Here is an 18,290-nt window from a genome sequence, read left to right as displayed (position 1 = left end):
CCATGAGGCGGTGACGATTCTTCGTCACCGCCTCATGGGCTGTGTTCGCCTCGCTTTCTTTGCCCTCAAGAAGGGACAAGCGGATGCTCGGTTACATTCTGAGACGTCTTCTGCAGGTGATCCCGGTCTTCTTCGGAGCCACCCTGCTCATCTATTTCCTCGTGTTCGCCATGCCCGGCGATCCGGTCCTCGCCCTGTTCGGCGACAAGACCCCGAACCCGGCAGTCATCGAACAGCTTCGCGAGCAGTACCACCTGAACGACCCGTTCATCGTGCAGTACTGGTACTACATCACCGGTGTTCTCCAGGGCGACCTCGGGAACACCTACTCCGGCCGCTCCGTCTCCTCGGTGCTCGCCGCGACACTGCCCGTCACAGGGCGTCTCGCGGTCATGGCGATCGGAATCGAGTTCGTGCTGGCGATCCTCATCGGTACCCTCTCGGCGCTGCGCAAGGGGAAGCTGTTCGACAACGTGTCGCTCGTCGTGGCACTCGTTGCGATCGCGATCCCCATCTTCGTGTTGGCGTTCCTCGCTCAGTACTTCCTCGCGATCCAACTCGGCTGGTTCAAACCCACGGTGGGCGCGGACAACGACTGGGGCGGTCTCTGGCTGCCTGCGATCGTCCTCGGATTCAGCCTCTACGCCGTGAGCATGCGTCTGATGCGCAGCTCCGTCCTCGACACGCTGAACCAAGACTGGGTGCGCACGGCGTACAGCAAGGGTCTGTCACGCAGCCGCGTGCTCCCGGTGCACGTGCTGCGCAACTCCCTGATCCCCGTCATCACCAACTCAGCGACGAACTTCGGCGTACTGCTCGTGGGTGCGACAGTCACGGAGGGCATCTTCAACGTCCCCGGCGTCGGAAACACCCTTTTCGAAGCCATCCGTCGTGGTGAAGGACCCACCGTCGTCTCCTTCGTGACGGTGTTCGTCATCCTCTACGTACTGGTGAACCTGCTCATCGACCTGCTCTACGGTCTGCTCGACCCGAGGATTCGCTATGCCTGATCCCACCTCTCAGAAGCACTACGTCGCTCCTGTCGACACCGAGTCGATCCATGTCGATGCGGTCAGGATCTCCGACAAGCCCAGCAACCTGTGGCGCGACGCCTGGCGTGACCTGCGTCGCCGTCCGCTGTTCTGGTTCTCGGTGGTCCTGGCGCTCTTCTTCCTCTTGATGGCGCTGTGGCCCACGCTGTTCACGCAAACACCGCCGAACAGCAACTGTCTGCTGTCGAACAGCAACGGCGGTCCGACCGAAGGCCATCCGCTCGGTTTCACCTTCCAGGGCTGCGATATCTATTCCCGAATCGTCTGGGGGTCGCAGACCTCGCTGGCGGTCGGTCTGATCGCCACCCTGATCTCCTCGATCCTCGGACTCATCATGGGTGCACTCGCGGGGTTCTACGGAGGATGGCTCGACTCGGTGCTCTCGCGCGTCGGCGACATCTTCTTCGCGATTCCCTACATCCTCGCCGCCGTGGTCGTGATGACCGTCTTCAAGGACTCCCGGTCCGTGTGGACGCTCGCCTTCGCGATCGGTGGGTTCGCCTGGGCGTCGACGGCGCGTGTGGTCCGCGCAGAAGTGCTGAGGGTCCGGCAGGCCGACTTCGTCATGGCGTCGCAAGCGCTCGGTCAGTCGAAATTCCGGATCCTCGTGAACCACGTCGTCCCGAATGCGCTCGCGCCGCTGCTGGTGATCTCGACGCTGGCACTCGCGGCGGCGATCGTCGCGGAGGCGACGCTGTCGTTCCTCGGCGTCGGTCTGGGCAGCGACACGATGTCGTGGGGCCTCGACATCGCCAAGGCGCAGGCTTCTCTGCGCGTCGCACCTATGGCTCTCATCTATCCGTCGATCGCGCTCACCCTGGCGGTGCTCGCGTTCGTGACTCTGGGTGAGCTCATCCGAGACGCCCTCGACCCGAAGGCGAGGGCCCGCCGATGAGCGAACGCATTCCCGACCAGGTGCCCCTGCTGAGCGTTCGCGACCTGAAGGTCGCCTTCCGCACGCAGGAGGGGCTTCGTGAAGTCCTCCACGGTGTCAGCTTCGACGTGCTTCCGGGTGAGACCGTCGCGATCGTGGGGGAGTCGGGTTCCGGCAAGTCCACGACCGCCACGGCGATCATCGACCTGTTGGCCGGTACGGGGCAGGTGACGGGTGGTTCCATCACCCTCGACGGTCGTGAGCTCACCACTCTCGGCCGTAAAGAGATGGAAGCAGTCCGCGGTCGCGACATCGGATTCGTGCCGCAGGACCCGATGTCGAGCCTGAACCCGGTGTGGAGCATCGGTTTCCAGGTGAAGGAGGCCGTCCGAGCCAACGGCATCGCCCAGGGCCGTGCCGCGGTCAAGGCGCGGACCGTCGAAGTGCTGCAACAGGCGGGGCTCGCAGATGCTGAGCGCCGACTGCACCAGTATCCGCATCAGTTCTCCGGCGGCATGCGCCAGCGGGCGCTGATCGGGATCGGGCTCGCGGCCAATCCGAAGCTGCTCATCGCCGATGAGCCGACATCGGCTCTCGATGTCACGGTGCAGCGCGTGATCCTGGACCACATGGCAACGCTCACGCGGGACAAGGGCACCTCGGTGCTGCTGATCACCCACGATCTGGGACTCGCCGCGGAACGCGCCGAGAAGATCATCGTGATGAACGGCGGCAACATCGTCGAGGCGGGTCCGAGCCGACAGATCCTCGAGGATCCGCAGCACCCGTACACGAAGCGTCTGGTCTCGGCGGCACCGAGCGTGGCGTCGAAGCGGATCCAGGCCGTGGTCGCGGACCGCGGCATCGAGACGCGCGAAGACCTCGCCGCGATCCCGCCGACCGTTCGTGTCGCGGGGCTGACCAAGGACTACAAGATCCGCCAGGGGAACTTCCGCAGTGAAGCCTTCCGTGCAGTGGACGACGTGTCCTTCGAGATCCCGCGCGGCAAGACCCTCGCCCTGGTGGGTGAGTCCGGTTCGGGCAAGTCGACCGTGGCGAAGATGGTGCTCAAGCTGGAGGATCCCACCAGCGGCACGATCGAGATCGACGGCCGCGACGTGTCGAACCTGTCGCGCGCGCAGTCCTTCGGTCTCCGCCGTCGGATGCAGCCGGTCTTCCAGGACCCGTACGGATCACTCGACCCGCTGCGCAATATCGGCAATACGATCGCCGAGCCGTTGCAGATCCACGGCGTCGGTGACCGCGCGTCGCAGCGTGAGCGAGTCAACGAGTTGCTGGAACAGGTTGCTCTCCCGCAGGCTCTGGCGAGCAGATATCCGAGCGAACTCTCGGGCGGACAGCGGCAGCGCGTCGCGATCGCCCGGGCGTTGGCGCTCAAGCCGGACATCATCGTCCTCGACGAGGCGGTCTCGGCGCTCGACGTGCTGGTGCAGGACCAGGTGCTGAACCTCCTGGCGGACCTCCAGTCCGAGTTGGGCCTGACGTACCTGTTCATCACGCACGACCTCGCCGTCGTCCGCGTGTCGAGCGATCTCGTCTGCGTCATGGAGAAGGGGAAGATCGTCGAGCAGGGCACCGTCGACGAGATCTTCGCGAACCCGCAGGAGGAGTACACGGAGCGCCTCCTCCAGGCGATCCCGGGCGTGTCCCTCACGCTCGGAGGCGCCGGAGCGTGACCTCATCGCAACAACCCGAGGGCGCGCGCACATACCGCGCGCCCTCGGGCGTGGTCGTCCTCGTCTTCAGCGCCCTCCTGGCTTTGTTCCTGCTCGGCGACACCGCCGTTCGGGGAAGCTGGGAGCAGATGCTGCTCGTCGCTCCATGGGTGCTGCTCGCCCTCTGGATCGTGTACGAGATCAGCTACGTCTCGCATGTCCGGGTGGATGCCCACGGTGTCGTCGTCCAGAACATGCTCCGCCGCACGCGCTTCGACTGGAGTCGCGTGCGCGACATCGACCTGCGGTGGCAGCTGCTGTTCTCCCTGGACGACGGGCGGGAGGTCAGCTGTTACGGCGGACCCGCCCGCGCCCGGCCACCCCGCCCCGGTCGCGGGGAGGACTCCGAGCCCAAGCCGTCATCCGGCCTTCACGCACTCACGGACATCCGCGACCTCTGGGACGCCGCGCCCGCGTCCGATGCGCCGATCCGACGCGAGTGGGATCGGCCGGCGGTCATCGCGCTCGTGGTGATCGTGGTCTGGGCGGTCGTCGCGATCCTCCTCGCCGGTTCCGCTTCGGTCTGATCGACTCAGCCGGGAAGTCCGAACAGTGCGGGCCACGTCGCCGCCGCCCAGGGGTACCCCACGAATGCGGCGGCGTCGATCACGAAGTGTGCGACCAGGAACGGCAGAAGGCGTCCGCTGCGCTGATACAGCCAGCCGAAGAGCAGGCCCATCGCCAGGTTGCCGAGGAACGCCGGATACCCCTGATAGAGGTGGTAGCTCGCCCGCAGCACCGACGTGGAGACGATGATCGTCCACGGACTCCAGCAGAGTTGGCGGAGCCGGGTGAAGAGATAGCCGAGCAGGACGAACTCCTCCTGCAGCGATGCGCGGGCCGCGGCCAGCAGCAGGACGGGAACGGTCCACCAATACGCGTCGATCCCCGCAGGGTCGATGGCCACGGTGAGTCCCAGAGCGCGACCGGCGAGGTAGAGACCGAGGCCGGGGATGCCGATCGCCAGGACGAGCAGGATGCCGCGACCGACATCGCGTCTTGACCTGGTGCCGTCCAGACCCAGCCGTGCCAGATGCGGGCGCCGTGACTGCCAGAGCAGGAAGCACACCAGCACCACCGGGATCAGGGAGAACCCGATCGCGAGCACCTGGTAGATGAGGTCGAAGATCTCGCGGTCGCTCCGGGACGGGTTCAGCTTCGCGACCTGGTCGGCGATCGGGACCTCATCCGTGAGCCGGTAGACGAGCTGCACGATCGCATACACGGCGGACTGTCCGAGGCCGAGCGCCAGGACGATCGCGATCTCCCACCACAGTCGCGCACGGGACGGGGCGGGGGAGAGGTCGGGGAGGTCCCACGGAGCCTGCGGTCTGGTCACGATCTCGATGCTACGACCTGCTTTCAGGAACAAGCTCCGTGCTTGCGTTATCCTGGAACGTCGGCTTCCCGGCAAAACCCCACATCTTTTAGGACACCTGCATGGCGCACGCCCTTCGCTCTGACCTCCGCAACGTCGCGATCGTCGCGCACGTCGACCACGGCAAGACCACTCTCGTCGACGCCATGTTGCGTCAGACGGGCTCCTTCGGTGAACACGCCCACGTCGATGAGCGCGCCATGGACTCGAACGATCTGGAACGTGAGAAGGGCATCACGATCCTCGCCAAGAACACGGCGATCACGTACAAGGGCAAGCACGCAGGCGGCGAGGAGATCACGATCAACGTGATCGACACCCCCGGTCACGCCGACTTCGGGGGCGAGGTCGAGCGCGGCCTGTCCATGGTCGACGGTGTCGTGCTGCTCGTCGACGCGAGTGAGGGTCCGCTGCCGCAGACGCGTTTCGTGCTGCGCAAGGCGCTCGAGGCCAAGCTCCCCGTGATCCTCCTGGTCAACAAGACCGATCGTCCCGACGCCCGTATCGCGGAGGTTGAAGAGGAGGCACACGACCTGCTCCTGGGTCTCGCCTCCGACCTGGTCGACGACGTGCCCGACCTCGATGTCGACGCACTGCTCGACGTGCCTGTCGTCTACGCTTCCGGTCGCGCCGGTGCCGCATCGCAGAATCGTCCCGCCGACGGCTCGCTGCCGGACAACGACGACCTCGAGCCGCTGTTCGAGGCGATCCTCGAGCACGTTCCCGCTCCGGAGTACGACGACGAGCACCCGCTGCAGGCCTGGGTCACGAACCTCGACTCCAGCCCTTTCCTCGGTCGTCTCGCTCTGCTTCGCGTCTTCAACGGCACGCTGAAGAAGGGCCAGACCGTGGCCTGGGTCCGTGCCGACGGCACCACCAGCAACGCGCGCATCACGGAGCTCCTGAAGACCCGCGCTCTCGAGCGCTACCCGGCCGACTCCGCCGGCCCCGGCGACATCGTCGCCATCGCCGGCTTCGAGAACATCACGATCGGTGAGACCATCGCCGACCCCGAGGATGTGCGTCCGCTGCCGGCCATCACGGTCGACGACCCCGCCATCTCCATGACGATCGGCACCAACACCTCGCCGCTCATGGGCAAGGTCAAGGGCCACAAGCTCACCGCTCGCATGGTCAAGGACCGTCTCGACAAGGAGCTGATCGGTAACGTCTCGCTCAAGGTCGTCGACATCGGACGCCCGGACGCCTGGGAGGTGCAGGGCCGTGGAGAGCTGGCCCTTGCCATCCTCGTCGAGAACATGCGTCGCGAGGGCTTCGAGCTCACGGTCGGCAAGCCGCAGGTGGTCACGAAGAAGATCGACGGCAAGACCTACGAGCCTTTCGAGCACCTCACCATCGACACCCCGGAAGAGCACCTCGGTGCGATCACGCAGCTGCTCGCGAACCGCAAGGGTCGCATGGAGAACATGACCAACCATGGCACCGGCTGGGTGCGCATGGAGTTCATCGTCCCGTCGCGCGGCCTGATCGGGTTCCGCAGCGAGTTCCTCACCACCACGCGCGGCACCGGCATCGCGAACGCGATCTCGCACGGCTACGAGCCGTGGGCGGGCTCCATCACGACGCGTCAGAACGGCTCGATCGTCGCTGATCGTCAGGGCGTCGTCACCCCATTCGCGATGATCGCCCTGCAGGAGCGCATGTCGTTCTTCGTGCAGCCCACGCAGGAGGTCTACGAGGGCATGGTCATCGGCGAGAACTCGCGCGCCGACGACATGGACGTGAACATCACCAAGGAGAAGAAGCTCACCAACATGCGTGCGGCCAGCTCCGACACGTTCGAGTCGATGACGCCCCCGCGTCAGCTGACGCTCGAGGAGAGCCTGGAGTTCGCCCGCGATGACGAGTGCGTCGAGGTGACCCCGGAGGTCGTCCGCATCCGCAAGGTGAACCTCGATGCGAACACCCGTGCTCGGGAGACGGCTCGCCTGAAGCGCCAGGACGCGAACGTCTGACACCAGCCTCGGACACGATCCGAGTGAGAGGGTCTCGCACCGCCGGATGGCGCGTGCGGGACCCTCTTCTCATGTAAATCCCAGGTGAGGGATGGTTTTCGTTCAGGTTCGTGAGTCAGGGTGGTTCACTGCGCCGGGGACGAGCTCCCGATGAGTCTCCTGCAACGGCGTACGACAACCCGAAAGTCGACCCCATGCTTCAGAAGACTCGTGCGCTTCGGCGCGCCTCCGCAGCGGCCTCTGCCCGCACAGCGATCCACCGTCCCCTGTCCGTCCTCGGAGTGGCGGCGGCCGCTCTCGTCGGCATCACCGTGAGCGTCGGTCTCGCGTCCGTGCCCGCGTCGGGTGCGGTGGACATCCCCTCCGTCGTCACCTCGGCTGTCCGTTCCGGTGCAGAGCCCCTGGCGCAGATCACGAAGGTCGCGTCCGCGACGCTGACGCAAGCGAAGGTCGCGGTCGTCGCGGCGGAGACGCTGAACGGCGAGGTCGTCAGCTCAGGCCTCGACCTCGAGACCACATCGTCCGTCGACACCTCCGATCTGGAGAGCGACATCGACAAGCTCGAAGAGCTCGATGTGACTCCGGTGCTCCTGGTCGTCCCCGTGGCCGAGGAGGCGAAGCAGGAGACGGCGGATGTCGTCGCCGAGACCGCAGAGCTGCGCAGTGCGCTCGATGCTGCAGAGCGGAAGCGCGCGGAGGAAGAGGCGGCCAGGATCGCCGCAGAGAAGGCAGCCGCGCGGGCCGCGGCGGAGAAGCAGGCGGCGGCCGCCCTGGCCGCAGCCAACACGCCGGAGGGTGCCAAGGCCACCGCACGGCAGCTCATGTCGAGCACCTACGGATGGGGTGGCGACCAGTTCTCCTGCCTGGACTCCCTGTGGAACAAGGAATCCGGATGGAACTACCAGGCGTACAACCCGAGCGGCGCCACCGGGATCCCGCAGGCGCTCCCCGGTAGCAAGATGGCGTCGGCCGGTTCCGATTGGCAGACCAACGCCGCCACCCAGGTCGCCTGGGGACTCGGGTACATCTCGTCGGTGTACGGCACACCGTGCAGCGCGTGGGCGCATTCCCAGGCCGTGAACTGGTACTGACCCGGCGCGGTCGCCCCTCGTTCAGCGCAATTCGGAGATGAGCACGGCGCTCGTGTTGGGCTTCGTCGCCTCGAAGATGTGCGGGGCATCGCCGGCATAGGTGAGGTAGTCGCCGGGGTGGAGGACCACGGGTTCGCCCGCGGGTCCGACCCGCGCCTCGCCGGCGACCAGGATCACGTGTTCGATCGTGCCCGGGTGGTGAGGGTCCGACAGGCGGGGATCGCCCGGGTCGGCCTGGATCAGGTACACATCACGGCGTGCTCCCGGAGGGCTGGCAGAGAGCAGGGTCGCACTGTAGGCCGCGGCGGAGGAGGGAACACCGGCCAGGTCGTCGGCACGGATCAGGGTCGGGGCGTTGGCCTGCTGGTCGACGAGCACCGCGAACGGCACGCCGAGTGCCACTCCGAGTGCCCACAGCGTCTCGACGCTGGGGTTCCCGGAGCCGCTCTCGAGCTGCGAGACCGTGGCCTTGGACACCCCGGCTCGCCGGGCGAGCTCTGAGACTGAAAGGCTCGCGGCCTCCCTTTCGCGGCGCAGGGATCGAGCGAGACGTGTGCGGAGATCCTCCATGTGTTCATCATGTCAAACGATCGTTCGCTTGACTATGCATTCAGAAATGTTCAGAATGATGGTCATGCGTTCACTGAAGCGAACACCTGGATGCGATCGGCGCCATGACCGCGGAGCGTGAGGTCTGGCGCGAGGCGCTCGGTGTCGTGCTCGCGACCAGTGCCTATGGAGTCTCCTTCGGTGCGTTGGCCGTGGCCTCCGGCCTGGATGTCTGGCAGACCTGCGTCCTGAGCCTCCTGATGTTCACCGGCGGCTCGCAGTTCGCGTTCGTCGGCGTCTTCACGGCCGGCGGTCTCGCTGCTCTGCCCTCGGCCATCGCGTCGGCGGCCCTTCTCGGGGTGCGCAACGTCGCCTATGGAATGCGGATGTCGCCGATCGTCGGGGGAGGGCCCGGGCGCAAAGCGATCGCGGCGCACTTCACGATCGACGAATCGACGGCGGTGGCGATCTCGCAGAGCGACCCGCGGCTGCGGCAGATCGGCTTCTGGGTGACCGGCGTCGGTATCTTCATCGGCTGGAACATCACCACCCTCGTCGGCGCGCTCGTGGGTGACGTGCTGGGCGATCCGAAGACGTGGGGGCTGGACGCTGCAGCCGCCGCAGCGTTCCTCGCGCTGCTGTGGCCGCGGCTCCGGCAACGTCAGGCCGTCGCGGTGGGGGTGGCAGCCGCCGTGGTCGCCGCCGCGTTCACACCGTTCCTCATGCCGGGCCTTCCGGTGCTCGTCGCGGCCGTGGTCGCGATCGCCGTCGGCTGGTTCAACTGGCTCGGACGACCCGTGTCGCCGGCCGAGGAGCCGCTGGATGGCGCGGAGGCCCCCTCATGAGCCTCTGGAGCGCGATCCTCCTCGCGGCGGTGATCTGTCTCGCCATGAAGGCGGCCGGCTATCTCGTGCCGTCATCGGTACTCGAGGAGCCCCGCGTCGCCCGGATTTCCGATCTGCTGACCGTGGCCCTCCTCGCGGCGCTCGTCGCCGTGCAGACCCTCGGTGACGGACAGGCCATCATGGTCGATGCGCGTGTGCCCGCTCTGCTGGTCGCCGGGGGACTCCTGTGGTTGCGGCAGTCGTTCCTCGTCGTCGTGGTGGCTGCTGCACTGGTGGCGGCCCTGCTGCGCGTCTTCGGCCTCGCATCGTGAACCCCGGATCTCGTCGGCACACCGCCGGCGCCGGTAAGCTCAACGGGTGCGCGTGAGCTGGTTGTCGAGAGTGCTGTCCTGGGTGGCTGCAGCCCTGGTGGGCGGCGTCTACGGCGTGGCGGGCACCATTGCCCACAGTGTGATGTGGGGGCCCATCCCGATCGGACTGATCGTCGCTGCGATCGCGTGCGCAGCGATCCTCGTCGCCGTGCGCGCGCTCACCCGCGACCGAGGGGCAGCGGTCGCCGCCGGACTGGGGATGATCGGGATGCTGGTGCTGATCTCCGGCGTGGGTCCCGGCGGGTCCGTGGTCGTGCCCGACTCGCTCAGCGGTCAGATCTGGACGTACGTCGTCGCGGGAATCGTGCTCCTGGTCGTCGCCTGGCCGTCCTTCTCGCGGGTCCCCGTGCGCACGGAGGCACCCGCCGCGCAGGAATCCGAGGCGCGCGAGTCGTAGACTGGAGCGGTGACGTATGTGATCGCCCTCCCGTGCGTCGATGTCAAGGATCGAGCCTGCATCGACGAGTGCCCCGTTGACTGCATCTACGAGGGCGAACGCTCGCTGTACATCCATCCCGACGAGTGCGTGGACTGCGGCGCCTGTGAGCCGGTGTGCCCGGTGGAAGCCATCTACTACGAGGATGACCTGCCCGACGAGTGGCAGGACTACTACAAGGCCAATGTCGAGTTCTTCGATGAGATCGGATCTCCCGGAGGCGCGGCGAAGGTCGGCGTCTACGCGTTCGATCACCCGATCGTCGCCGCGCTCCCGCCGCAGGGCGAGTAGGCGCGCGCTGTGAGCGTCCGAGACCTCGACGACTACCCCTGGGACGCCGTCGTCCCGTTCCGCGAGCGTGCGGCCCGACATCCGGAAGGGATCGTGGATCTCTCCATCGGCTCGCCGGTGGATCCGACTCCCGACATCATCCGGCGCGCTCTCGCCGAGGCGACCGACGCCCACGCCTATCCGCAGACGGTCGGCACGCCGACCCTGCGTGAGGCGATCGTCGACTGGTACGCGCGCCGCCGCGGTGTGCCCGACCTCCGCGTCGACAACGTCCTGCCCACGATCGGCTCCAAGGAGTTCGTCGCGCTGCTGCCCACGCTGCTCGGTCTGGGAGAGGGCGACATCGTCGTGCACCCCCGAGTGGCGTACCCGACCTACGATGTCGGTGCCCGCGTCGTCGGCGCGACACCGCTCCCCGCCGACGACCCCGCGGACTGGCCGGAGGGCACGAAGCTCATCTGGATCAACACCCCCGGCAACCCGGACGGCCGCACCTGGACGGTCGACGAGCTCGCCGCCGCCGTGCGTCGCGCCCGTGAACTCGGCGCCGTGCTCGCGAGCGACGAGTGCTATGCCGAACTCGGGTGGGATGGCGAATGGGCCACCTCGCCGATTCCGTCGATCCTCGACCCGCGGGTGACCGGTGGTAGCCGTGCGAATCTGCTCAGCGTGTACTCCCTGAGCAAGCAGTCGAACCTCGCCGGCTACCGCGCCGCGTTCGTCGCAGGCTGTGCGCGCGTGGTCGGCGACCTCCTCACGGCGCGCAAGCACCTCGGCCTGATGCCGCCCGCTCCGGTGCAGCACGCCATGGCGGTGGCGCTCGGCGACGACGCGCACGTCGCGGCGCAGAAGGAGCTCTATCGGGCTCGGCGGGATGCGCTGCATCCTGCGCTCGCAGCCGCCGGCTTCCGTATCGATGGTTCAGAAGCCGGGCTGTACCTGTGGGCGACGGAGGGACGGGATGCCTGGGATTCGATGGCGAGGCTCGCTGAGCTCGGCATTCTCGCGGGCCCGGGGCCGTTCTACGGTGCTGACGCCGCGCAGCATGTCCGGCTCGCCCTCACCGCCCCGACCGAGCGCATCCTCGAGGCGGCGCGACGCCTCACTGTCGAAGCTCTGTAGGTTATCCCCTTGAAGTGGCCGTCTGTTTGGCGGATGTCACAGTAGGCCGGAGTGCCTACTAGGCTGTAAAAGCGATTCGGTCGTGACCCGACCTGGTGCCTCAGCGCCGTGAGATCGCCAGTTCCGACTTGATCAAGATCATGTCCGACTCCACCGCGACGAGCGGGGGCGGACACCAGGAGGAGGTCCGCGTGAGTGCAGCGGCAGACCAGACGGCGAAGCTGACGATCGGTGAGACCACCGCCGAATTCCCGGTACTGCGCGGCACGGCGGGGCACGACAGCATCGACTTCTCGACGCTGACCCGTCAGACCGGCTACACCGGCCTTGACTACGGCTTCGTGAACACCGCGTCGACGAAGTCCGAGATCACCTTCATCGACGGCGACAAGGGCATCCTGCGCTATCGCGGATACCCGATCGAACAGCTGGCGGGATCGACCAGCTATCTCGAGGTCGCCTGGCTCCTGATCTACGGCGAACTGCCCTCGGCATCCGAGCTCGCGGAGTTCGACGAGAAGATCCGCCGCCACACGCTGCTGCACGAAGACCTCAAGCGCTTCTTCTCCGCCCTGCCGCACACGGCGCACCCGATGTCGGTGCTGTCGTCGGCGGTCGCGGCGCTCTCGACCTACTACGAAGGTCAGACCGATCCGCACAACCCCGAGCACGTCGAACTCAACATGGTGCGCATGCTCGCCAAGCTTCCGGTGATCGCGGCGTACGCGCACAAGAAGAGCGTCGGCCAGGCCTTCCTCTACCCCGACAACTCGCTGAGCTTCGTGGACAACTTCCTGAAGTTGAACTTCGGTGTGCACAGCGAGGAGTACGAGGTCAACCCGGTGATGTCGAAGGCTCTCGAGCTGCTCCTCATCCTGCACGAAGACCACGAGCAGAACGCCTCGACCTCGACCGTCCGCCTCGTGGGCTCCACCGGTGCGAACCAGTTCGCGTCGATCTCCGCCGGCATCCAGGCTCTCTCCGGCCCCCTTCACGGCGGTGCGAACGAGGCTGTCCTGACCATGCTCGGGCAGATCCGTGACTCCGGTCAGAGCGTTTCGCGCTTCGTCGAGCGGGTGAAGAACAAGGAAGAGGGCGTGAAGCTGATGGGCTTCGGGCACCGGGTCTACAAGAACTACGATCCGCGCGCCAAGCTCGTCAAGGACGCGGCCGACGAGGTGCTCTCCTCGCTGGGCGTCACTGACCCCCTCCTCGACCTGGCCAAGGAGCTCGAGGAGCTCGCGCTCGCCGACGACTACTTCCGTGAGCGTCGCCTGTACCCGAACGTCGACTTCTACACGGGCGTGATCTACAAGGCGATGGGCTTCCCCACGCGGATGTTCACCGTGCTCTTCGCGATCGGACGTCTGCCCGGCTGGCTCGCGCAGTGGCGTGAGCTGCAGCTCGACCCGCAGACCAAGATCGGCCGCCCGCAGCAGCTGTACACCGGATCCTCGGAGCGCTCTTTCCCGACCCGCTGAGTCTCGGCCGCGCCCGGCCGTAAGCAGTCGAGGCCCCCTCTGCCCGCCGACGCCCCCTCACACTGACGACTGTCAGAGGGGGCGTCGACGCGCTGAGGGGGCCTCGACGTGAAAAGGAGTGGGGCGGGACGCGTCAGCGCCCCCGGCCGCTGCCCTGACGGGACTGGCCGCTCTGCGTGGAGTAGCCTCCGCCCTGGCCGGCACCGGATGCGCCGGAGCGGGGACGGCGACGACGACGGGAAGGCGGGTTCGCCGCCCCGTTCCGCTCGCCGCCCGCGGGACGTTGCTTCGAAGACTGACGCTGCTGCTGCGGCGCTTGCACCGGGGCCGGGCGCACGTGCGGTGCGCGCTCGGGGACGAGAGCGGTGACGGCCGCCGTGGTCACATCCTCCAGCGGAGCGCTGATGGCGGCCTTGCGCAGCAGATCCTTGACGTCACGACGCTGCTCGGGCAGCACGACGGTCACGACCGTACCGGCGGCTCCGGCGCGCGCCGTGCGACCGGAACGGTGCAGGTACGCCTTGTGCTCCACGGGCGGGTCGACGTGCACCACGAGGTCCACGTTGTCCACGTGCACTCCGCGCGCAGCGACGTCGGTCGCGACGAGCACGCGCACGCCGCCGTCCTCCGGCGCCGCCGAGAACGCGCCGAGGTTGCGCTCGCGAGCGTTCTGCGAGAGGTTTCCGTGCAGGTCGACCGCGGGGATGCCTGCGGCGGTGAGCTGCTTCGCGAGCTTCTTCGCCTGGTGCTTGGTACGGGTGAAGAGGATGCGGCGCCCGGTGCCCGATGCGAGGTCGCGCACGAGCGCGGTCTTGTTGTCGGTCGAGTCGACCACGAGCACACGGTGGGTCATCTCGCCGACGGGCACGCTCTCCTCGTCGACCTCGTGGCTGACCGCGTTCGAGAGGAAGCGGCGGGCCAGGGTGTCGATGCCGCGGTCGAGCGTCGCGCTGAACAGCAGGCGCTGACCGCCGGCCGGGGTCGCCGTGAGGATGCGGGTGACACCGGGGAGGAAGCCGAGGTCTGCCATGTGGTCGGCCTCGTCCAGCACGGTGACCTCGATCGCGCTCAGGCGCACGACCTGCTGCTTCATGAGGTCTTCGAGTCGACCGGGGCAGGCGACCACGATGTCGACGCCGCCACGCAGCGCCTGCTCCTGCGGACGCTGGCTGACGCCGCCGAAGACGGTCGTGACGCGCAGGCCCGCGGCCTCGGCGAGAGGAGCGATCGTCGCAGCGATCTGGGTTGCGAGCTCTCGGGTCGGAGCGAGGACGAGTCCGCGCGGCAGGCCTGCGCGGCGCTGCCCCCCGGACGCGGCGAGTCGCGCGACGAGCGGGAGCGCGAAGGCGATGGTCTTGCCACTGCCCGTGCGTCCGCGGCCCAGGAGGTCGCGTCCGGCAAGGGAGTCGGGGAGCGTGTCGCGCTGGATGGCGAACGCTTCGGTCTTGCCGGAGTCGGCGAGAACGGCGGCGAGCTCGGCGGGAACGCCGAGTTCAAGGAAAGTAGACATGCAGAAACTCCGTCAGCGCACGAGTGAACGGCGCAAGATAAGGGGTGAGGTGGGCGACGGCGCAGGAATTGCGCATCGATTCGCCGTTCGAAAGGCCAGCTGATGCTGGTGATGGGAGCAGTTCCGCTCGCTTCGGTCCTCGGAGACCCCGTGACGACGACGATGTTGTGGGACCGGCGGTCCGTGCAACGAGGTCAGTCTATCAGCGCGGGCACGCCGTCAGCTGCATGCCCGCTGCGTGCGCGAGTCGTCGACGGCGGATCAGGCGTGCAGCGCCTCGTTCAGCGTCACTCCGACGCCCGCCCGTCGCACAGCCTCGACCGCCCCGCTGAGCGAGTTGCGGCGGAACAACAGTCCGTCCTGGCCCGAGAGTTCCGCACCCTTCACCGTCCGCCGCCCGCCCTCCGGCGTCGCAGGACCGTCGGCGAGCACGACCTTGGTGCCGGCTGTCACGTAGAGGCCCGCTTCGACGATGCAGTCATCGCCGAGCGAGATGCCGATGCCGGCGTTGGCGCCGAGGAGCGTGCGCGCTCCGATCGACACCCGGTGCGTGCCGCCGCCCGAGAGGGTGCCCATGATGGAGGAGCCACCGCCGATGTCGCTGCCGTCCCCGACGACGACGCCCTGCGAGATGCGCCCTTCGACCATCGAGGCACCGAGAGTGCCGGCGTTGAAGTTGACGAAGCCCTCGTGCATCACCGTCGTGCCGGGGGAGAGGTAGGCGCCGAGGCGCACGCGGGACGCGTCGGCGATGCGCACGCCGGACGGCTGGACGTAGTCGGTCAGACGGGGGAACTTGTCCAGCCCCTGCACCTGGATGCCCGCGCGCTGGAGGTGGGGACGACGACGCGCGGCGACGTCGGGGTGCACCGGTCCGGCGTTCGTCCAGGCGACGTTGGGCAGGTGCCCGAAGATGCCGTCGAGGTTCAGCTCGTTGGGACGCGCCACGAGGTGCGAGAGCGCGTGCAGACGCAGATACGCGTCGGCGGTGGAGGCGGGAGCCTCGTCGAGGTCGATCTGCAGCTGCACGACCTCGACCGTGACGTCTCGTCGCTCGTCGCGTCCGACGAGGGGTTCGAGTGCGGCGACGCCCGCCTCATCCGCGACGAGCTCCCCGCGTCGCACCTCCGGGTACCAGGCATCGAGAACCGTGCCGTCCCCGGCGATCGTGGTCAGTCCGATACCCCATACCGTGCGTGCGTCGCTCATCCCTCCACGCTATCGCGCCCGGCCGGCGACGACTTCACGCATGACGGGGAAAGTAGGCTGGACGCATGGTGCTCGATCTGACCGCGTCCTCCGTCGAACTCACTCGTGCGATCTGCGACATCCCGAGCGTCTCCGGCGACGAGAAGATCCTGGCCGATGCGATCGAGGCCGCGATCTCGCCGTTGACCCATCTCGAGGTCTTCCGGCACGGGAACACGATCGTCGCCCGCACCGACCTCGGCCGTGCGCAGCGCGTCGCGATCGCCGGTCACATCGACACCGTGCCGATCAATGCGAACCTCCCGACGCGGGACATCGAGATCGACGGAGTGCCCTACCTGTGGGGACGCGGCACGGTCGACATGAAGGCCGGCACCGCGGTGCAGCTGAAACTCGCGGCCGAGCTCACCGCTCCCGCCGTCGACATCACCTGGATGTGGTACGACAACGAGGAGATCGAAGCCTCCAAGAACGGTCTCGGGCTGCTCGCGGCCGTTCGTCCCGATCTGTTCCAGGCGGACTTCGCGATCCTCGGCGAGCCGTCCAACGGCGAGGTGGAGGGGGGCTGCAACGGCACCCTCCGAGCGCTCGTCCGGACGACCGGCGTGCGAGCACACAGTGCCCGCGCCTGGATCGGCGAGAACGCGATCCACAGTGCCGCGCCCATCCTCACCCGGCTGGCGGAGTATCGCGCCAAGGAGGTGCTGGTCGAAGGGTTGCTCTACCGTGAGAGCCTGAGCGCCGTGCGCATCGCGGGTGGCGTCGCGGGGAACGTCATCCCCGATGCCTGCGAGGTCGAGGTCAACTACCGTTTCGCTCCCAACAAGTCGGCTGCGGACGCCGAGTCCCATCTCCGCGGGGTTCTCGCGGGCTTCGACATCGAGATCACGGACGCCGCCGAGGGTGCGCGCCCCGGGCTCGACGCCGAGATCGCGAAGCAGTTCGTGGCTGCTGTCGGCGCGGAGCCGCGACCGAAGTACGGATGGACGGATGTCGCCCGGTTCTCGGCCCTCGGCATCCCCGCGGTGAACTACGGCCCGGGCGACCCGCACCTCGCGCACCACGACGAGGAGCGCGTGCCGCTCGCGCAGATCGACGCCGTGGAGCGGGGCCTGCGCGTATGGCTCGCTTCGCACTGAGTGCGGCTCGCCGGTGGGCGCAGACACCGCTCGCACTGCGCATCGCCGTCATCTATCTCGGTGCGCGGGTGGTCACCACCGCCTTCTTCCTCGTGGCGGGCTCCCTGTCGACCGGGGCCTCTCGGTTCGGTGCAGACGCGGGCGTCGTCGACTTCATCCTCGGTTGGGACGCCCAGTGGTATTGGCTCGTCGCCGAGAACGGGTATCCGACCGACCTCCCCCTGACCGACTCCGGGGAGGTCGCCGAGAACGCCTGGGCGTTCATGCCGGTGTTCGCCTATGCGGCCAAGACGGTCGGGTTCCTGTTCGGCTCGTGGGGCGTCGGCGCTCTCGTGATCTCGTTCGTCGCCGGGTACCTCGCCTGCCTCGCCCTGCACCGCCTGCTCCGCGACCGCATCGGAAACGGCGCGGCGACCTGGGCGGTCGTCTTCTTCGCCGCCGGGCCCATCGCGGCCATGTTCCAGGTCGGCTACGCCGAGACTCTTTTCCTCCTGCTGCTGTTCCTCGCACTCGACGCGACCGCGGCGCACCGCTACTCCTGGCTCTACGTGCTCATCCCGGTGATGGCCTTCACCCGCCCCGGTGTACTCGCCTTCGCCCTCTACCTGGGGCTGCACGGGATCATGCGATGGGTTCGTCGGAAGGAGGATCCGCTGTCCGGTCGCGAGATCGCGCACATCCTCGCACTGGGTGCGCTGGCGAGCGTGACCGGCTTCGCCTGGCAGGTGATCGCCGGCATCGTCACCGGCGACCCCGGCGCGTACCTCGCCACCGAACTCGCATGGCGTCGCCACTGGATCGTCGGTGGTGTCGACGGTTTCGTCCCGTTCGAAGGCTGGGTCCAGGCAGCGCAGTTCTGGTTCGGTTTCTGGGGGCTTCCGCAGTGGTGGGGGCCGATCGCACTGGCGCTGCTGGTCGTCGGGCTCGCGGCCACGCTGCTGTACTCCCCGCAGGTCCGTGCCCTCGGCGGAGACCTGCGGCTGTGGAGCGCGAGTTACCTGCTCTACCTGCTCGCGGTGTTCTTCCCCCAGTCGAGCACCTTCCGTCTGCTCCTGCCGCTCAGCCCGATGTGGGGTGCGGTCGCCGTCCCGCGCTCACGGCGTTGGAGGCTCGGGATCCTCGCGGTGTGTCTCGTCGGTCAGTGGTTCTGGATCTACCACATGTATGCGCTCGGGAACACGTTCTGGCAGGTGCCGTGATCGTGAAGCTCGACCCAATTGTTGCTCGGTG

At 67.6% G+C, this 18,290-nt stretch carries 18 protein-coding genes; 14 read left to right on the top strand and 4 right to left on the bottom strand.

The features are described from left to right. Positions 1-83: 83 nt before the first annotated feature. From LVJ59_RS04925 to LVJ59_RS04910, 4 genes are read left to right on the top strand one after another with little or no spacing between them, the layout of a single operon-like run. Positions 84-1,010, top strand: a complete 927-nt coding sequence (locus tag LVJ59_RS04925; protein ID WP_232762210.1) for an ABC transporter permease — start codon at positions 84-86, stop codon at positions 1,008-1,010. Further along, positions 1,003-1,947: an ABC transporter permease gene (locus LVJ59_RS04920; protein WP_232762209.1), complete on the top strand. Its 945-nt coding sequence runs from the start codon at positions 1,003-1,005 to the stop codon at positions 1,945-1,947. The genes LVJ59_RS04925 and LVJ59_RS04920 overlap by 8 nt, the downstream gene beginning before the upstream one ends. Beyond that, entirely contained in the window at positions 1,944-3,623 is a 1,680-nt protein-coding gene (locus tag LVJ59_RS04915) for an ABC transporter ATP-binding protein (RefSeq protein ID WP_232762208.1), read from the top strand. Before LVJ59_RS04920 ends, LVJ59_RS04915 begins: the two co-directional genes overlap by 4 nt. Further along, positions 3,620-4,189, top strand: coding sequence for a PH domain-containing protein (locus LVJ59_RS04910; protein WP_232762207.1), 570 nt, complete (start codon positions 3,620-3,622; stop codon positions 4,187-4,189). Before LVJ59_RS04915 ends, LVJ59_RS04910 begins: the two co-directional genes overlap by 4 nt. A 5-nt stretch (positions 4,190-4,194) precedes the next feature. On the opposite strand, the gene LVJ59_RS04905 is transcribed toward LVJ59_RS04910, so the two are convergent. Beyond that, on the bottom strand, positions 4,195-5,001 hold the full coding sequence (locus tag LVJ59_RS04905; RefSeq protein ID WP_232762206.1) for a CPBP family intramembrane glutamic endopeptidase: 807 nt from the start codon (positions 4,999-5,001) through the stop codon (positions 4,195-4,197). 101 nt (positions 5,002-5,102) lie between these two features. Here LVJ59_RS04905 and typA point away from each other — a divergent pair, with 101 nt between their 5' ends. Together typA and LVJ59_RS04895 are read left to right on the top strand one after the other, a co-directional pair. After that, positions 5,103-7,016: a translational GTPase TypA gene (gene typA / locus LVJ59_RS04900; RefSeq protein WP_047522661.1), complete on the top strand. Its 1,914-nt coding sequence runs from the start codon at positions 5,103-5,105 to the stop codon at positions 7,014-7,016. Positions 7,017-7,210: 194 nt separating this feature from the next. After that, positions 7,211-8,107: a phospholipase gene (locus LVJ59_RS04895; protein WP_232762205.1), complete on the top strand. Its 897-nt coding sequence runs from the start codon at positions 7,211-7,213 to the stop codon at positions 8,105-8,107. Between the two features lie 21 nt (positions 8,108-8,128). On the opposite strand, the gene LVJ59_RS04890 is transcribed toward LVJ59_RS04895, so the two are convergent. Then, the gene (locus LVJ59_RS04890; protein WP_232762204.1) at positions 8,129-8,677 is read right to left on the bottom strand and encodes a helix-turn-helix domain-containing protein; all 549 of its coding nucleotides are present in this window, start codon (positions 8,675-8,677) and stop codon (positions 8,129-8,131) included. Between the two features lie 104 nt (positions 8,678-8,781). Here LVJ59_RS04890 and LVJ59_RS04885 point away from each other — a divergent pair, with 104 nt between their 5' ends. The 6 genes from LVJ59_RS04885 to LVJ59_RS04860 all read left to right on the top strand — a co-directional run bounded on the left by LVJ59_RS04885 (position 8,782) and on the right by LVJ59_RS04860 (position 13,202). Further along, positions 8,782-9,501: an AzlC family ABC transporter permease gene (locus tag LVJ59_RS04885; protein ID WP_232762203.1), complete on the top strand. Its 720-nt coding sequence runs from the start codon at positions 8,782-8,784 to the stop codon at positions 9,499-9,501. Further along, positions 9,498-9,812 carry an AzlD domain-containing protein gene (locus LVJ59_RS04880; protein WP_047523077.1) on the top strand — a complete coding sequence of 105 codons (315 nt, stop codon included), beginning with the start codon at positions 9,498-9,500 and terminating at the stop codon, positions 9,810-9,812. Before LVJ59_RS04885 ends, LVJ59_RS04880 begins: the two co-directional genes overlap by 4 nt. Before the next feature lie 46 nt (positions 9,813-9,858). Further along, positions 9,859-10,269: a histidinol dehydrogenase gene (locus LVJ59_RS04875; RefSeq protein WP_232762202.1), complete on the top strand. Its 411-nt coding sequence runs from the start codon at positions 9,859-9,861 to the stop codon at positions 10,267-10,269. A 9-nt stretch (positions 10,270-10,278) separates the two neighbouring features. Beyond that, positions 10,279-10,599 carry a ferredoxin gene (gene fdxA / locus LVJ59_RS04870; RefSeq protein ID WP_131491902.1) on the top strand — a complete coding sequence of 107 codons (321 nt, stop codon included), beginning with the start codon at positions 10,279-10,281 and terminating at the stop codon, positions 10,597-10,599. Between the two features lie 9 nt (positions 10,600-10,608). Then, the gene (gene dapC / locus LVJ59_RS04865) at positions 10,609-11,721 is read left to right on the top strand and encodes a succinyldiaminopimelate transaminase (protein ID WP_232762201.1); all 1,113 of its coding nucleotides are present in this window, start codon (positions 10,609-10,611) and stop codon (positions 11,719-11,721) included. Positions 11,722-11,861: 140 nt separating this feature from the next. Then, complete coding sequence (locus LVJ59_RS04860; RefSeq protein ID WP_372491360.1) at positions 11,862-13,202, top strand: citrate synthase; 1,341 nt, start codon at positions 11,862-11,864, stop codon at positions 13,200-13,202. A gap of 133 nt (positions 13,203-13,335) precedes the next feature. On the opposite strand, the gene LVJ59_RS04855 is transcribed toward LVJ59_RS04860, so the two are convergent. After that, a complete protein-coding gene (locus tag LVJ59_RS04855; protein ID WP_232762200.1) occupies positions 13,336-14,712 on the bottom strand; it encodes a DEAD/DEAH box helicase in 1,377 nt (458 codons plus the stop codon). 261 nt (positions 14,713-14,973) lie between these two features. Then, the gene (dapD, locus tag LVJ59_RS04850; RefSeq protein ID WP_232762199.1) at positions 14,974-15,921 is read right to left on the bottom strand and encodes a 2,3,4,5-tetrahydropyridine-2,6-dicarboxylate N-succinyltransferase; all 948 of its coding nucleotides are present in this window, start codon (positions 15,919-15,921) and stop codon (positions 14,974-14,976) included. A gap of 65 nt (positions 15,922-15,986) precedes the next feature. On the opposite strand from dapD, the gene dapE reads away from it, so the two are divergent. Together dapE and LVJ59_RS04840 are read left to right on the top strand one after the other, a co-directional pair. After that, positions 15,987-17,060: a succinyl-diaminopimelate desuccinylase gene (gene dapE, locus LVJ59_RS04845; protein WP_232762198.1), complete on the top strand. Its 1,074-nt coding sequence runs from the start codon at positions 15,987-15,989 to the stop codon at positions 17,058-17,060. Continuing rightward, on the top strand, positions 17,042-18,259 hold the full coding sequence (locus LVJ59_RS04840; RefSeq protein ID WP_232762197.1) for a hypothetical protein: 1,218 nt from the start codon (positions 17,042-17,044) through the stop codon (positions 18,257-18,259). The genes dapE and LVJ59_RS04840 overlap by 19 nt, the downstream gene beginning before the upstream one ends. Positions 18,260-18,290 lie beyond the last annotated feature (31 nt).

Source organism: Microbacterium sp. KKR3/1, from assembly GCF_021272365.1.
In the GTDB taxonomy this organism is placed as follows: Bacteria; Actinomycetota; Actinomycetes; order Actinomycetales; family Microbacteriaceae; genus Microbacterium; species Microbacterium aurugineum.
Note: the sequence above shows the minus strand (reverse complement) of the source record. Positions and strands in the feature narration are given on the sequence as shown.

Bases quoted from the DNA above. Each gene is read 5' to 3' on its own strand.
- LVJ59_RS04925 (WP_232762210.1), top strand. From the start codon at position 84: ATGCTCGGTTACATTCTGAGACGTCTTCTGCAGGTGATCCCGGTCTTC.
- LVJ59_RS04920 (WP_232762209.1), top strand. From the start codon at position 1,003: ATGCCTGATCCCACCTCTCAGAAGCACTACGTCGCTCCTGTCGACACC.
- LVJ59_RS04915 (WP_232762208.1), top strand. From the start codon at position 1,944: ATGAGCGAACGCATTCCCGACCAGGTGCCCCTGCTGAGCGTTCGCGAC.
- typA (WP_047522661.1), top strand. From the start codon at position 5,103: ATGGCGCACGCCCTTCGCTCTGACCTCCGCAACGTCGCGATCGTCGCG.
- LVJ59_RS04895 (WP_232762205.1), top strand. From the start codon at position 7,211: ATGCTTCAGAAGACTCGTGCGCTTCGGCGCGCCTCCGCAGCGGCCTCT.
- LVJ59_RS04890 (WP_232762204.1), bottom strand. From the start codon at position 8,677: ATGGAGGATCTCCGCACACGTCTCGCTCGATCCCTGCGCCGCGAAAGG.
- LVJ59_RS04885 (WP_232762203.1), top strand. From the start codon at position 8,782: ATGACCGCGGAGCGTGAGGTCTGGCGCGAGGCGCTCGGTGTCGTGCTC.
- LVJ59_RS04880 (WP_047523077.1), top strand. From the start codon at position 9,498: ATGAGCCTCTGGAGCGCGATCCTCCTCGCGGCGGTGATCTGTCTCGCC.
- LVJ59_RS04860 (WP_372491360.1), top strand. From the start codon at position 11,862: ATGTCCGACTCCACCGCGACGAGCGGGGGCGGACACCAGGAGGAGGTC.
- LVJ59_RS04855 (WP_232762200.1), bottom strand. From the start codon at position 14,712: ATGTCTACTTTCCTTGAACTCGGCGTTCCCGCCGAGCTCGCCGCCGTT.
- dapD (WP_232762199.1), bottom strand. From the start codon at position 15,921: ATGAGCGACGCACGCACGGTATGGGGTATCGGACTGACCACGATCGCC.
- dapE (WP_232762198.1), top strand. From the start codon at position 15,987: ATGGTGCTCGATCTGACCGCGTCCTCCGTCGAACTCACTCGTGCGATC.
- LVJ59_RS04840 (WP_232762197.1), top strand. From the start codon at position 17,042: ATGGCTCGCTTCGCACTGAGTGCGGCTCGCCGGTGGGCGCAGACACCG.